This is a genomic window from Anaerococcus urinomassiliensis, from assembly GCF_900128425.1.
GTDB lineage: Bacteria > Bacillota > Clostridia > Tissierellales > Peptoniphilaceae > Anaerococcus > Anaerococcus urinomassiliensis.
In genome coordinates this window covers 1706207-1719799 of the sequence record NZ_LT635782.1, presented here as the reverse complement: position 1 = coordinate 1719799, position 13593 = coordinate 1706207, and the positions used below count along the sequence as shown (strand labels likewise).

15 protein-coding genes are annotated in these 13593 nt (G+C 35.7%); 11 read left to right on the top strand and 4 right to left on the bottom strand.

The window, feature by feature from the left end:
• The first annotated feature begins 80 nt into the window (after positions 1–80).
• Entirely contained in the window at positions 81–1385 is a 1305-nt protein-coding gene (gene hemZ, locus BQ7474_RS09100; protein ID WP_073998542.1) for a coproporphyrinogen dehydrogenase HemZ, read from the top strand.
• Between the two features lie 30 nt (positions 1386–1415).
• Here the strand turns inward: hemZ and BQ7474_RS09095 are convergent, their stop codons facing one another.
• On the bottom strand, positions 1416–2279 hold the full coding sequence (locus BQ7474_RS09095) for a C39 family peptidase (protein WP_073998541.1): 864 nt from the start codon (positions 2277–2279) through the stop codon (positions 1416–1418).
• Between the two features lie 172 nt (positions 2280–2451).
• Between BQ7474_RS09095 and BQ7474_RS09090 the strand changes: the two genes are divergently transcribed.
• From BQ7474_RS09090 to BQ7474_RS09050, 9 genes are all read left to right on the top strand, one after another.
• Positions 2452–3375, top strand: coding sequence for a glycosyltransferase family 2 protein (locus BQ7474_RS09090; protein WP_073998540.1), 924 nt, complete (start codon positions 2452–2454; stop codon positions 3373–3375).
• A gap of 33 nt (positions 3376–3408) precedes the next feature.
• The gene (locus BQ7474_RS09085; RefSeq protein ID WP_073998538.1) at positions 3409–4821 is read left to right on the top strand and encodes an aminoacyl-histidine dipeptidase; all 1413 of its coding nucleotides are present in this window, start codon (positions 3409–3411) and stop codon (positions 4819–4821) included.
• Positions 4822–4942: 121 nt separating this feature from the next.
• Positions 4943–5212 (top strand): HPr family phosphocarrier protein, encoded by a 270-nt coding sequence (locus BQ7474_RS09080; RefSeq protein ID WP_073998537.1) that lies wholly within the window; start codon positions 4943–4945, stop codon positions 5210–5212.
• Positions 5213–5351: 139 nt separating this feature from the next.
• Positions 5352–6083: a Fe-S cluster assembly ATPase SufC gene (gene sufC / locus BQ7474_RS09075; RefSeq protein WP_073998536.1), complete on the top strand. Its 732-nt coding sequence runs from the start codon at positions 5352–5354 to the stop codon at positions 6081–6083.
• 3 nt (positions 6084–6086) lie between these two features.
• Positions 6087–7499, top strand: coding sequence for a Fe-S cluster assembly protein SufB (sufB, locus tag BQ7474_RS09070; protein WP_073998535.1), 1413 nt, complete (start codon positions 6087–6089; stop codon positions 7497–7499).
• Positions 7499–8539, top strand: coding sequence for a SufD family Fe-S cluster assembly protein (locus BQ7474_RS09065; protein WP_073998534.1), 1041 nt, complete (start codon positions 7499–7501; stop codon positions 8537–8539). The genes sufB and BQ7474_RS09065 overlap by 1 nt, the downstream gene beginning before the upstream one ends.
• A 1-nt stretch (position 8540) precedes the next feature.
• On the top strand, positions 8541–9761 hold the full coding sequence (locus BQ7474_RS09060) for an aminotransferase class V-fold PLP-dependent enzyme (RefSeq protein WP_073998533.1): 1221 nt from the start codon (positions 8541–8543) through the stop codon (positions 9759–9761).
• A 1-nt stretch (position 9762) separates the two neighbouring features.
• Positions 9763–10182 (top strand): Fe-S cluster assembly sulfur transfer protein SufU, encoded by a 420-nt coding sequence (sufU, locus tag BQ7474_RS09055; protein WP_073998532.1) that lies wholly within the window; start codon positions 9763–9765, stop codon positions 10180–10182.
• Between the two features lies 1 nt (position 10183).
• Entirely contained in the window at positions 10184–10369 is a 186-nt protein-coding gene (locus BQ7474_RS09050) for a hypothetical protein (RefSeq protein WP_073998530.1), read from the top strand.
• 592 nt (positions 10370–10961) lie between these two features.
• On the opposite strand, the gene BQ7474_RS09045 is transcribed toward BQ7474_RS09050, so the two are convergent.
• The 3 genes from BQ7474_RS09045 to BQ7474_RS09035 are packed head-to-tail and all read right to left on the bottom strand — an operon-like array spanning position 10962 to position 12206.
• On the bottom strand, positions 10962–11231 hold the full coding sequence (locus BQ7474_RS09045) for a hypothetical protein (protein WP_073998529.1): 270 nt from the start codon (positions 11229–11231) through the stop codon (positions 10962–10964).
• 10 nt (positions 11232–11241) lie between these two features.
• The gene (locus BQ7474_RS09040) at positions 11242–11727 is read right to left on the bottom strand and encodes a prolyl-tRNA synthetase associated domain-containing protein (protein ID WP_073998528.1); all 486 of its coding nucleotides are present in this window, start codon (positions 11725–11727) and stop codon (positions 11242–11244) included.
• Complete coding sequence (locus BQ7474_RS09035) at positions 11727–12206, bottom strand: dihydrofolate reductase (RefSeq protein WP_073998527.1); 480 nt, start codon at positions 12204–12206, stop codon at positions 11727–11729. The genes BQ7474_RS09040 and BQ7474_RS09035 overlap by 1 nt, the downstream gene beginning before the upstream one ends.
• Before the next feature lie 189 nt (positions 12207–12395).
• Between BQ7474_RS09035 and BQ7474_RS09030 the strand changes: the two genes are divergently transcribed.
• Positions 12396–13532 (top strand): galactose ABC transporter substrate-binding protein, encoded by a 1137-nt coding sequence (locus BQ7474_RS09030; protein ID WP_073998526.1) that lies wholly within the window; start codon positions 12396–12398, stop codon positions 13530–13532.
• Positions 13533–13593 lie beyond the last annotated feature (61 nt).

Sequence of the window (13593 nt, the reverse complement as noted above, 5' to 3'; positions counted from 1 at the left end):
TATTTTATAATAGATAAAAAATCCGTCAATGATTTAAGGACAACTGGTAGGTTTTTGCCGATAAGTGGTACAATATTTCCATGAAAATTAACTTGCTTGATAAAAATAAGAGAAAAATTGTATATGATATCCTAAATATTTTCTATGACCATAGTGATATAGAATTCGTAGAAGAAGGAGATATCGATATTTTCGATGACGAGATTGTTTTTAAGGATAGGTCTTATCATTACGAAGATAACTACCAGCTCAAATCTACCTTGTATAACATGCTAGTAAAAGAAAGAGGATATGAGTCGCCATGGGGGATGCTAACAGGATCTAAGCCTTCTAAACTCTTACAAAAATATAAGGCAGATGAATTAAAAGAAAAATACTTCATATCAGATGAGAAGCTGGATCTGCTTATAGATGTAAAAAATGAGCAAGATAAATTATCTTTTGACGAAAATAACTATAATCTTTATATAAATATTCCATTTTGCCCATCCAGGTGTTCATACTGCTCCTATCCAACCCTAATTGGGCCGAATCATGATAGGTCTGCCTATATAGATGCTCTTTGCTATGAAATTGATAATATTGATAAGACAGGTGACTTGGTTTCAATTTATGTAGGGGGAGGGACTCCCTCAGATTTGTCCCACTATGATCTTGAAAGACTTTTAGATAAGATAAATGAACATTTTTTCTCTTTTGAATATATTTTTGAAGCTGGCAGGGAAGATACCCTTGATGATAAAAAACTTAAATTACTTAGCAATTATGGTGTAACAGGTATATCATTAAATCCACAAACCTTTAATGAAAGAGTCATAAAATCAGTTTGCAGGGCCTATGACTTTAATCACTTTCTTAAGATATATAAAGTAGCTAGGGAATTAGGCTTTGTAATAAATATGGACTTTATTATTGGTCTTGTAGGTGAGAATGCAGAAACTTTTGCCAAAAATTTTGAAATCCTAGAAAAGCTCCAGCCAGATAATATTACCTTCCATGCTCTAGCCAGCAAGGTTGGCAGCAAATACAGGGAAAATAATAAAATGGGATCTATTAAAGATGCTCTGATCATAAGTGATGCCATAAAAAAATTCACAGAAAATAATTCTTACAAGCCCTACTATCTATACCGCCAAAAAAATATCATCTCTAATCTTGAAAACGTGGGATACCAAAAAAATAATACAGCCCAACACTACAATATAGCAATTAATGAAGAGCTAGAGAATATTATAGGACTTGGCATGAATGCCAATTCCAAGCTAATGGATGGAAAAAAATACAGAAATCCCAGAAACTTGAGGGATTATATGGAGAATATTGATAGGATTGTTGAAGAAAAAAATTTAATTAAAAGGAATTATAAAAACACTAGAAAGAGCTGACTGTAGCTTTCTAGTGTTTTGTTTAAAAAATCAATTAACCAGCCAAATATGGGCTATTTGATCTTTGATTTCATCGTAAGACCAAGATTTTTCACTTTTTTTCATACTATTGGGATCGTTTATGACAAATTTGCCGTCCTGATAGGAATCAATCACAAGAATATGGCCAAAGAGAGTAAATATTCCCTTGTTTACAGAAACTATAAGTGGACCATTTTCCAAGGCCTCTATCATCGAACTTTCATCATTGGCAATATCATAAGTAGTGTATCCATACATATTTGCTTCGTCATTAAAAAACTTCCATCCTATACCTTCGTCAGTCATATAATTTTGGGCATCAATGGCGATTTTTGCTGGATCTATGGAAGTATCTCCCTCTAATCTTGCTAGAACCATGGCCATAGATGTTGGGCCACAGCCAGCAAGACCAATTACGGAATCTCCTAGGTAGTCATAGGCCCACCTGTTGTCCCATTGGAGAAAATATGGGGTACTTCTTTCAAGATCTACAGATTCTCCTGGATAATACTCAAAATCTGTAATCTCATTTGAATAATTATAGACAAAGTCAATGGCATCAGAATCATTGCCTGCTAGATATATCAAGCTATCATTCAAGTAATCAAAATTATCTACTATCCATCTCGCTTTGTAATTTCCTCCATCAGCTTCTTTTTGTAAATTTCTTTTTAAAGTTCTCTTGTTATCAGTCTTGTAATCACCGCTTGTAAAAACTTGGCTAAAAATATTGCCAATGGAATCTAAGGGAGAATCGACGTAGTATTTAGTTTCATTGTATCTAGTTCTTAGAAAATTATAAATTACAACTATAAAAACTAAGATAATTAAAGTTCTAAAAAAACTAAGTTTCTTTTTTCCTCGTTTTCTCATTATTAACCCCTGTATTGCTTATGTTAAAACATATTATATCATATATTTAATAATTGTAAAAAGATTTTTATTTATTTGAATATTAGTTAGAAATAAAATCAATTAATCTTAAATTGACAAAACTTATCTTGAATATAAAATAATAAATATAAAATTCATAAGGGGTAAGGCTATGGCCAAGATAGATATTGTAATTCCTGTTTACAATGGGGAGGATTTTATAGGTCAAACTATAAAATCGATAGAAGATAATAATTTTGCCGATATTAATATTATAATTGTTGATGATGGCTCTATTGACGGGACGGAATTGGTAATTTCTACGTTAATGAGAAAATATGACAACATTTCATATTATAAAAAAGAAAATGCTGGAGTGTCTTCCTCTAGAAATTTTGCTATAGAAAAATCTACCAGCCCTTATATATGTTTTTTGGATGCGGATGATCTTTATCATAAAGATTTTTTGCAAAAAATGTATGGGCGAATTAAATCTACAAATGCTGATACTTGCACATGTGGATATTATAAGTTGATTGGACAAGAAACTAGGCCTATGAAAAGTGCCTTTAGCAAAAAAGATTTTCTGGTAAATTACCTAATCAGCAAAAATAAACTTCATATTAGCAGTTTTCTAATAAAAAGAGAAGTGATTTTTGATAATAATATCCGTTTTGATGAATCTTCTTCCTATGGTGAAGATATAGAGTTTATGACACGTGTCATAAAATATTCAAGAAAAATTGAAATAGTCCCAGAATATTTGACCTACTATAGGATTGATTCGACTAGACCGACCTTGTCGAGCTTTTCTTTGGATAAAATTAAATCCGACATAGATTTTTCTAATAGGCTAATAAATGATCAAAAGCTAAATTTAAGTCCAAGAGAAAAGGCTGCTGTAAATCACAAACTTGTGGCAAATATTGTAAGTAAATTGCTTATAGGTCTTGACCTCGGCTATGACAAGAAAGAAATTAGAGATATTTATGAGAAAAACAGGGCCATTATTGACAACAGGACAAATGCTTTTGGCCTAAGGTCAATCAAACTTTTCTTAACAATTAATAAACTAAGGAATAAAATTGGGTATTAGTTATCTAGGACCAAGTAAAAAAAGGAGAAGTAAATGGAAATTAAAGAATTAAACCCTAAAGAAGTATGGAAATTTTTCAGTGAAATAAGTGAGATTCCTAGATGTTCAGGTGATGAAGAAGCTATTTCAAATTATTTGGTAAATTTTGCCAAGGAAAGAAATTTAGATGTGCGCCAAGATGAGGCAAATAATGTAGTTATTAGAAAAGAAGCATCAAAAGGTTTTGAAGATAAGCCAATTGTGGCCCTTCAAGCTCACATGGATATGGTTTGTGTAAAAGATGATGATTCTAAGCACAATTTTGACACAGACCCTATCAAATTATTAATTGATGGTGATTGGGTAAGAGCTGATGGTACAACTCTAGGAGCTGACGATGGTATGGGAGTTGCCTATATCCTAGCTATCCTAGATGATGAAAATCTCGATCATCCAGGTCTTGAAGCGATCATCACAACAGAAGAAGAAACTTCTATGCTTGGTGCTCAAGCTCTCGACACATCAGATATTAAGGCCAAATATCTTTTAAACATTGACTCCGAAGAAGAGGGATATATCACAATTGGCTGTGCTGGTGGTCTTGACCTGCCAATTTCCTTTGACAAAGAATACGAAAAAGCTAATGGTGATTTCATAAAAGTAAGCCTACAAGGATTTGAAGGTGGCCATTCAGGTATGGAAATCCACAAGGCCCGCCTAAATGCAATCAAAGCCTTATCTCGTCTACTTCTTGACATAGATGGACTTCAAATTGCTGAGCTTGCTGGTGGAGTAAAGAGAAATGCTATAGCTTCAAATGCCTATGCAATAGTTTCTGTTGCTGATAAGACAGAAGCGATTGATATTATAAATCAAAGAAAAGATGACATCCTAAACGAATCTAAAGATACAGATCCAAAGGGTACAATCGCAGTGGAAGAAGCAAGTTTTGATGGGGAAGTTCTCACCAAAGATTTATCAAAAAGATTTATCGACTGCCTATTTACCCTACCAAATGGTCTAGTAAAGAGACATGAGGGTGAAACTATAACTTCATCAAACATTGGAATCCTAGAAGAAGATGACAAGGAAATAAGACTTTCTTGCATGGTAAGATCTCAATTTGATTCTGCCAAACATTCTATAGCAGACCAAGTTATGAAGATAGTAGAAAATTATGGTGGATCTGCTGAAATTAAGAGCGAATATCCAGGTTGGCAAAGAGAAGATACTCCACTAATAGATCTTTCAAATGATATTTGGAAAGACCTACACGGTGATGATATGATAATTGCCACAACCCACGGCGGACTAGAATGTGGTTTGCTAAAGGGAACACTAAAAGATGTAGAAATGATTTCATTTGGACCAGAAATCCACGGAGCTCACTCTCCAGCAGAAAAAGTCCACATCAAATCAGTTGAAAACAACTACAAATTCTTAGTTGAATTACTAAAAAGAATATAACTTATAGACTCGCCTGAAATATGGTGAGTTTTTTCTTTATAGTGGTAACGTGGAAAATGTTTGCATTTTATAAAAAAATATTGTACTATAGTTCTATAAGAAGATCAGGAAAGGAGCTGCTATGTACGAGCAAAAAGTCACACTAACTAATGAGATTGGCTTGCATGCCAGACCTGCATCGATTTTCATCAGAGCTGCTGTAAAATTTCCGTGCGATATTACTGTAGAGAAGAATGGTAGAAGTTACAATGCAAAGTCTATCATGTCAGTTCTTAGCATGAGTGCTTCTAACGGCGACGAGCTCACCATTAAAGCAAGTGGTGATGATGAAGAAGATGCCGTAAAAGCTTTAGTTGATGTTATAGATAATAAAATAAATCAAAATAATTAAAATTTGAAATAATTAACGGGCAAAAGCTCGTTTTTTTATTGGAAAAAAAGAGGTAAAATGAGTAAAGAACAATGTTTGATAATTCCTAGTAAAGTAGTATACTTTATACGAATTTATTTTAGAAATAAAAGAGGTAAATATGTCTGAATTATTAAAAGTAGAAAATCTTCATGTATCAGTTGAGGATACAGAGATTTTAAAAGGTATAGATCTAAGAGTAAATGCAGGAGAAGTTCATGTTGTAATGGGCCAAAATGGTTCTGGTAAGTCAACACTTATGAATACAATTATGGCAAATCCTGTTTACGAGGTGACAGAAGGTAAGATTTATTTTGAAGGCGAAGATATCACAGAAGAATCTGTAGACAAACGTGCTCGCCGCGGTATCTTTATGTCTTTCCAACACCCAGATGAGATTCCTGGGGTAAAACTAAATGATTTCTTGAGAATATCTGAAGAACAAATCACAGGTACGAAACCGCAAATGTTATCATTTAGCAAAAAACTTGCCAAGGAAATGGAAAACTTAAATCTTTCTGAAGACTATGCAAGTAGATATGTAAATGTTGGTTTTTCTGGTGGTGAACGCAAGAAAAGCGAGATCCTCCAACTAAAAATGTTAAATCCAAAACTAGCTATGCTTGATGAAACAGACTCTGGTCTTGATGTGGATGCTGTAAGAATTGTATCAGCAGGTATAAAAGACTTCCTAAGCGAAGACAATGCAGTTATCATCATCACCCACCACAGAGAACTTTTAGAAAGTATAGATGCTGACTACGTTCATGTCATCAAAGATGGTAAGATTGCCCACGAAGGTGATGCATCACTAATGGATGAGATTGAAAAACGTGGATATGAATGGGTGTAGACTATGCCAAGTAACAATATAGAAGAAAAATTAAAAACTCTCGATCGTGGATTTTACGATTTTATCGACGAGTTTACTTATGAGAAAATAACCGAAAAGGGCATCAATGCGGATATTGTAAACGAGATTTCCCGCGAAAAAGGTGAACCTGACTGGATGAGGATTAGACGACTAAAATCCTTAGAATTATTTGAACAAATGGAAAATCCAACTTGGGGACCAGACCTATCAGAACTTAATGTGGCTGATATTACTGCCTATGTTAAGCCAAAAACAGACAAAAAGTCAACTTGGGATGCCTTGCCAGAAGAAATCAAGGCGACCTTTGATAGACTTGGTATTCCAAAGGCTGAGCAAGAGTCTCTAGCTGGTGTTGGTGCCCAATACGACTCTGAGGAAGTGTATTTTTCTATCCAAAAACACCTTGAAGACCAAGGGGTTATCTTTATGGACTTTGCAACAGCCCTTAAGGAACATGAAGATTTAGTAAAAGAGTACTTCCAAAGAGCTATCCCACCAACACTTCACAAGTATGCGGCCCTACATGGTGCTGTATGGAGTGGTGGCAGTCTAATTTATGTTCCAGAAGGAGTAAAGGTAGATATCCCTCTCCAATCATACTATAGGCTAAATGCTCCAGGAGCTGGCCAATTTGAACATACAATGATAATTGCAGAGGATAATGCAAAGGTACACTTTATTGAAGGATGCTCAGCACCTAAGTATAACGTCGTTAACCTTCATGCAGGATCTGTAGAAATTTTTGTTGGAAAAAACGCCGAAGTAAGATTTTCAACTATAGAAAACTGGTCAAGAAATATGTACAACCTAAACACCAAACGTGCCATAGTTGACGAAGGTGGCAAGGTAATTTGGGTATCTGGATCATTTGGATCAAAAGTTTCTATGCTTTATCCAACATCAGTGCTTGCAGGAGAATACGCAAGTGCAGAATACACAGGAATCACATTTGCATCTGATGGCCAATATATAGACAATGGTTGCTCTATGATCCACCTTGCCCCTAACACATATTCAACAGCTCTTACAAAATCAATTACAGCAGGAAGCGGTAAATCAATGACTAGATCTCTTGTACAAATGAAGAGAAACTCAGCTGGAAGCCGTTCTACAGTAGACTGTGAAAACTTGATGCTAAGTGAGAATGCTCAATCAGATACAATCCCAGTTCTTGATATTAGAAATGACGATGTGGACTGTGGTCACGAGGCCAAAATTGGTTCCCTTGACCAATCACAAATCTTTTATCTAATGAGCCGAGGAATCCCAGAGGATGAGACTAAATCAATGATAGTTCGTGGATTTGCAGAGCCAGTAAGTAGAGAGCTTCCACTAGAGTATGCAGTTGAAATGAACCGTTTAATTGATATGGAACTAGAAGGAGCAAATGGCTGATGAGCAAATTAAATGAAATGAGAATGTACACCTGGAACTCAACAGGGCTAAACTTCATAGAAGAGGGCCTAGAAACACCAGATAAGAAGCCATATTTCAAAGAAAGTGATAAGGATGAAATCATATCTTTGAACCAAGCCTTTGCTGGTAAAAATTATGGAGTTTCAGAAGAAGTTTTAAACGAGAACAAAAACTTTAGAAACTTTAGCATATATAGAGACATCAAGGGAAAAAGTGACTTTGAAGCTATTGATCTAAAACTTAATGCAGAAAATAATATCCTAGTTTCAAATATAGATATCAACGCGGCAGAAGATTCTGTTTCATCATTTTTGGTAAATGTAAATGGCGATGGCGCTAAGCTTTACCTAAACTCACTAATCAGAGTAAATCTAGAAAAAAGAGCCAAGGTAAAATTAGTAATAGTAACCAACTTGCCAACAGAATCTACCAACATACAATCAGTCGCAACACTCTTAGATGAAGAAGCTATGCTTGATATTTCATACATTGAAATAGGAGCAAGCCATTCACTAGTAAACATCAAAAACATCCTAGAAGGCGACAGGGCGATGGTCATAGAAGATGGAGTTTATTTCAAAGAAGGAGACGAATTCCTAGACATCCTTGCTACAAACGAACACTTGGGCAATGAAACAGATTCTGATGCTATGTTCAACGGTGCTTTGAAAGACAGAGCCCACAAGAACTGGAAGGGTGTAGTTGATCTAAGACCAGGTTGCGTGAGTGCTGATGGTAAGATTGGTGATTACTCAATGATGTTCTCAGATGATGTCAAGAACAAAACAGCTCCAATCCTACTTTGTGCAGAAAAAGAAGTAGCGGGAAACCACGCAGCAAGCGTTGGTAGACTAAACAAAGATATGTTATTTTACATTATGAGTCGTGGTTTTGACAAGAAACAAGCAGAATCAATGATGCTAGAAGCAACTTTTGCAAAAACCCTTGATAAAATCGAAGACGAAAGTTTAAGAGAAGAACTCAAAGAAGAAGTTCGTCAAATGAACACAAGGAATTAAGATGGATATAGAAAAAATTAGAGCTGACTTTCCTTACCTAGATAGCAAAAATGTAGGTAAGGAAGTCATCTACCTTGACACAGCAGCAACTAGTCAAAAACCAAAAGAGGTAATAGATGCTGTCGACAATTATTACAAATATCAAAATGCCAACCCTCACAGGGGAGCCCACTACCTATCATATGTGGCAACAACCGCTTATGAAGAAAGTAGGGACTATATACAAAAATACATAGGGGCAAAACACAGAGAAGAAGTAATATTTACTAGAAATGCTACAGAAGCTCTAAACTTAGTGGCTTATTCCTATGCTATGGAAAATATAAAAGAAGGCGATGAGATTCTAATTACCATATTAGAACACCATGCCAACCTTGTCCCATGGCAAATAGTAGCAAGGAAAACGGGAGCAAAATTAGTCTATGCTTACCTCAATGATGATCATTCCCTAGACTATGATGATTTAAAAAATAAGATCAATGAAAAGACAAAAATTGTATCTTTCACTGGAGCATCCAATGTTACAGGTGAGATTATTGATGTCAAAAAAATTGTTGATTGGGCCCACGATGCTGGTGCCATTTCCATAGTTGACGGTGCTCAGTTAATCCCACATTTAAAAACAGATGTGGCGGACCTAAACTGTGACTTTTTAGTTTTCTCTGGCCATAAACTACTAGCACCTATGGGAATTGGTGTCCTTTATGGGAAAAAAGACTTGCTAGAGAATATGGATCCATTCTTAACTGGTGGAGATATGATAGAATATGTCTATGAGCAAGAAGTGACCTTTGCAGAATTGCCATACAAATTTGAAGCTGGCACCCAAGATGTAGGTGGAGTAGTAGGTCTTGCAGCAGCCATCAAATACATGGAAAATATAGGCCTTGATGAGATTTACTCATACGAATCAGATCTTACAAGATACGCCTATGAGCTAATCAAAGATTACCCTCATATCAAGACCTTCTATCCAGCAAATGCCAAAACAGGGGCTGTCCTATCCTTTACTTTTGATGACATCCACCCACATGACATTGCATCAGTCCTTGATAGCAAGGGTGTCGCTGTAAGAAGTGGCCACCACTGTGCTATGCCACTTCACAAGTACCTAAATGTAAGTTCAACAGCAAGGGCAAGCTTTGCGTTTTATAATACAAAAGAAGAAGCAGAAATATTTGCCAAAGAACTCTTAGATGTAAGAAAGGTGATGGGCTTATAAAATGAATATGGAAGAAATTTATTCTCAAATAATCCTAGATCATTCGAGAAACCAAGCAAACAAACACGAACTAGCAGATGCCGATGTCAAAGAACCGGGCCACAATCCATCCTGCGGAGATGAGATTGTCTTGGAACTAAAATACGATGGAGATAAAATAGTCGATGCGGCCTTTACAGGAGACGGCTGTGCCATAAGCCAAGCAGCAACTAGTGTTATGTGTGATACAATCATTGGCAAAAGCAAAGAAGAAGCCAAAGAACTCGCCGATATTTATATTCGCATGATAAAAAGAGAAGAAATATCTGACGAAGAGCTAGACAAACTAGGCGATGCAGTTGCCTTTATCAACATCCAAAATATGCCGCAAAGGGTAAAATGCGCCCTCCTATCATGGAAGACCTTGGACGAAATAATATAAGATGAACAAGAAAAACCTAGAAAATTTGGAGTTTCTAACAAGCGCATTTACAGCTTTTTTGTTGTATTTGCTAACCTACCTCCAATACAGCAAGGGAAGGTCTTACTGGTGGTTTATACTGATAGTATCAATACTTATGACGGCAAATGCTTATGTAAAATACAAGAATATAAAAGAAAAAAACTGAGACCGTACTGGTTTCAGTTTTTTTGTATAAAAATATAATTGACGAAATACACGAATAGTCCGCAATTTACCGCCTGTCATCCTGATTGAGCGCAAGCGAAAGAAGGATCCCATAGGCATACGTCTCTCACGAGATTCTTCGCTAAAGCTCAGAATGACAGGGTTCTAATAACCGAAACGGTGTAAGGATTTCTATTCCACTTATACTAAGCTAAGTTTACTACCCGAATAATTCCCGATCCCTGTCTTATAATTTTGATTTACCAATAGAGAAAAAAGAATCCCCATTTCTCCGCCTGTCATCCTGATTGAGCGTAAGCGAAAGAAGGATCCCATAGGCCTATTCCTCACGAGATTCTTCGCTAAAGCTCAGAATGACAGCGTGGCGTGGGACGTAATTATCCTTATTTACAATATGCATACAGCATGAAGGTTCTTCAAAAAACAAATTACTTAGGAGATTTTTTAGAAATGCAGAAGGGCTGTCCTGTACTTGTAAAGCACTGAATCCCTTGTCATCCTTGAGGCCGCAGGCCGAAGGATCTCGAAAGGGTAATTACAACAAAAAAAGAGAACCTCGGCCCTCTTAATATTTATATATCTTCTTGTTTGATAAATACTACCTCGACACCGTCAAGCACCTTTGATGGAACTCCTACTTTGCCTTCTGCTTTAGCTTGTTCATAACCTTTCAAATCGTCACGGTATTTTAAAAATCTTTTTAGGTTTGCCATAGATTCATTGATGTTTATTAGTTCTTGTCCCTCGTATTTTTCTGGATTATTCTCATAATCTTCGATTAGTGGTGCGCAAAATGGACATTTGTCACTTACAAATATTTCTGTTGTTTTAACTTTTTCCATGTATTCTCCTTTATAATTCTTCTATATGATATTCATACCCTATATCATCTAGGTATCTTAATAAGTCTTTAGTGCTTATGAATATTGTCTTTTCGTTGGTATTTGGATGAAAGCTCATTCTTTCTTCATCCATAATTTCCTTATCAAAGTAAACTGTTATGTCGTGGTCTTCGTTGTTTATAAGCCCGAATGGAGATACAACTCCTGCTGGCAGTCCCATCTTTTCCATCAAAGAGTTTTCTGATGCCATCTTTACTTTTTTGCCTACTATTTCTTTGAACAAGTCCATATCCATGCGTTTTACATCATCCATGATGACCAAATAAAATTCTCTTTTCTTCCTATCGGTCAAAAACATGGTCTTGGTACGAACACCCTCGATTCCCTCGATGAATTCATCTGCTTGTTCTGTTGTCAGTGCTGGTGGATGTTCTACCAACTCATATTCAATGCCAAGATCATTAATCTTATCCATTGCTAGTTTATATAAGTCCATTATTTCCTCCTATATATTACATATTTGAATTTGATTTTATTTTCTTCAAAAATTTCGGATTCGTTTTTGATTTCAAAATTATCATCACAATCAAAATTGTGAAGGTAGGTATCCGCCGGTCTATGTTCTAATATTTTAGTTATGATAGCCTCATCACAATAAGGCAAAAACAGGTCGACTATCTGAGAACCACCTATCACAAATACTTCTTCTTTCTTTTCCTTCACGTAAGCTAAGATTTCATCGATATTATGAAAAACCAAGGCGTCCTCCAATTTGTAATTGCTATTTCTAGTCAAAACCAGATTTTCTCTACCTTCCAAAGCTTTTCCTATAGACACATAAGTACTTCTACCCATTACTACAATATTTCCAATAGTGAGGTCCTTAAAATGCTTTAGGTCTTTTTTTAGATGAAAAAGCATTTCGTTATCTTTGCCGATTCCCCAATTTTGGTCAACGGCTAGTATTATTTTCATGATTACCTCCAAAGTTTTACATACATACATTAAACCATTTTAGCTAAAGCTTATCATCTTTATATTGACAATAATTTAATAAAGTTATATCATATGTACTAAAGAAGCAAATGTTTTCATTATTTATGCTTCAAATAAAGTACTATCCTATATTTTAGTGCTTATATTAATATTCAACAGGAGGGTTTTATGAATATTAAAAAATTTGCAAACTTTGCCTTAGTTATGGCTTTATCATTAGGTCTAACTGCTTGTGGTGGTAATTCAAACCAAGCACCAGCAGAAGATAACAAGGCAGCTACAGAAGCTCCAGCAGAAGAAAAAGCAGAAGAATCTAAAGAAGATTCAAAAGAAGCTGAATCGCCAGCAGAAGAAGAAAATAAAGAAGAAACTACAAACGGCGAAACTAAGAAAATCGCAGTTTTACTCTACAATGGTTCTGATACATACATCGCATCAGTTCGTCAACAATTAGAAAAACTTGATGAAGCTGACGATTCTATAGAATTTGTTTTCCAAGATGGTCAAAACAACCAAGGTACACAAACTGACCAAATCAACAACGTAGTAGCTCAAGGCGTTGATGGTATTTTGCTAAACATAGTAGACATTTCTGCTGCACCAACAGCTATGGAAACTATCAAAGCAGCAGGTATACCAACAATCTTCTTTAACAGAGATATGACAGAGTCTCTAACAGATGAAGACCTAGACAATTTCTTCTTTGTAGGAACAAATGCTCCAGAAGCAGGTGTTATGCAAGGTGAAATACTTACAGAATTGTGGAATGCTGGCGACATGGACAGAAATGGCAATGGCAAACTTGATTATGTTATGTTAAATGGTGGTCTTGATAACCCAGAAGCTAAAGCTCGTACAGAATTCTCTGTAAAAACTCTTGAAGAAAACGGCGTTGAAGTAAACGAAGTTGCTTTCCAGGATGCAAAATGGGATACAAACCAAGCAAAAACAGCTATGGATACATGGCTACAAACAAGCAAAGACGACATAGATGCAGTTATAGCAAATAACGATGGAATGGCTATAGGTGCTATATCAGCTCTACAAGCTGTAGGTATGAACACAGGTTCTTCTGATGATAACGTCGTAGTAGTAGGTGTTGATGCAACAGACCCAGCAGTAGCAGAAATCGATAAAGGAACAATGACAGGTACTGTTAAACAAGACGCTGAAGGTATGGCAAAAGCTCTAGTAGATACTATTAAAAATAAATTTAATGGTGGAAACTTCAAAGATACTGAAGGATACGATCTAGGTGAAGATGGCAAATCTTTCAGAATTAAATATCAAAAATATACTAAATAGTTAACTGGTATTAAGGGGCGGTGGCTTATTAGCGCCAGCCCCTTATATTGTATAGAGGTGT

What these genes read in the sequence shown, in the direction of transcription:
- hemZ (WP_073998542.1), top strand. Translation starts at nt 81, where the DNA reads ATGAAAATTAACTTGCTTGATAAAAATAAGAGAAAAATTGTATATGAT.
- BQ7474_RS09095 (WP_073998541.1), bottom strand. Translation starts at nt 2,279, where the DNA reads ATGAGAAAACGAGGAAAAAAGAAACTTAGTTTTTTTAGAACTTTAATT.
- BQ7474_RS09090 (WP_073998540.1), top strand. Translation starts at nt 2,452, where the DNA reads ATGGCCAAGATAGATATTGTAATTCCTGTTTACAATGGGGAGGATTTT.
- BQ7474_RS09085 (WP_073998538.1), top strand. Translation starts at nt 3,409, where the DNA reads ATGGAAATTAAAGAATTAAACCCTAAAGAAGTATGGAAATTTTTCAGT.
- BQ7474_RS09080 (WP_073998537.1), top strand. Translation starts at nt 4,943, where the DNA reads ATGTACGAGCAAAAAGTCACACTAACTAATGAGATTGGCTTGCATGCC.
- sufC (WP_073998536.1), top strand. Translation starts at nt 5,352, where the DNA reads ATGTCTGAATTATTAAAAGTAGAAAATCTTCATGTATCAGTTGAGGAT.
- sufB (WP_073998535.1), top strand. Translation starts at nt 6,087, where the DNA reads ATGCCAAGTAACAATATAGAAGAAAAATTAAAAACTCTCGATCGTGGA.
- BQ7474_RS09065 (WP_073998534.1), top strand. Translation starts at nt 7,499, where the DNA reads ATGAGCAAATTAAATGAAATGAGAATGTACACCTGGAACTCAACAGGG.
- BQ7474_RS09060 (WP_073998533.1), top strand. Translation starts at nt 8,541, where the DNA reads ATGGATATAGAAAAAATTAGAGCTGACTTTCCTTACCTAGATAGCAAA.
- sufU (WP_073998532.1), top strand. Translation starts at nt 9,763, where the DNA reads ATGAATATGGAAGAAATTTATTCTCAAATAATCCTAGATCATTCGAGA.
- BQ7474_RS09050 (WP_073998530.1), top strand. Translation starts at nt 10,184, where the DNA reads ATGAACAAGAAAAACCTAGAAAATTTGGAGTTTCTAACAAGCGCATTT.
- BQ7474_RS09045 (WP_073998529.1), bottom strand. Translation starts at nt 11,231, where the DNA reads ATGGAAAAAGTTAAAACAACAGAAATATTTGTAAGTGACAAATGTCCA.
- BQ7474_RS09040 (WP_073998528.1), bottom strand. Translation starts at nt 11,727, where the DNA reads ATGGACTTATATAAACTAGCAATGGATAAGATTAATGATCTTGGCATT.
- BQ7474_RS09035 (WP_073998527.1), bottom strand. Translation starts at nt 12,206, where the DNA reads ATGAAAATAATACTAGCCGTTGACCAAAATTGGGGAATCGGCAAAGAT.
- BQ7474_RS09030 (WP_073998526.1), top strand. Translation starts at nt 12,396, where the DNA reads ATGAATATTAAAAAATTTGCAAACTTTGCCTTAGTTATGGCTTTATCA.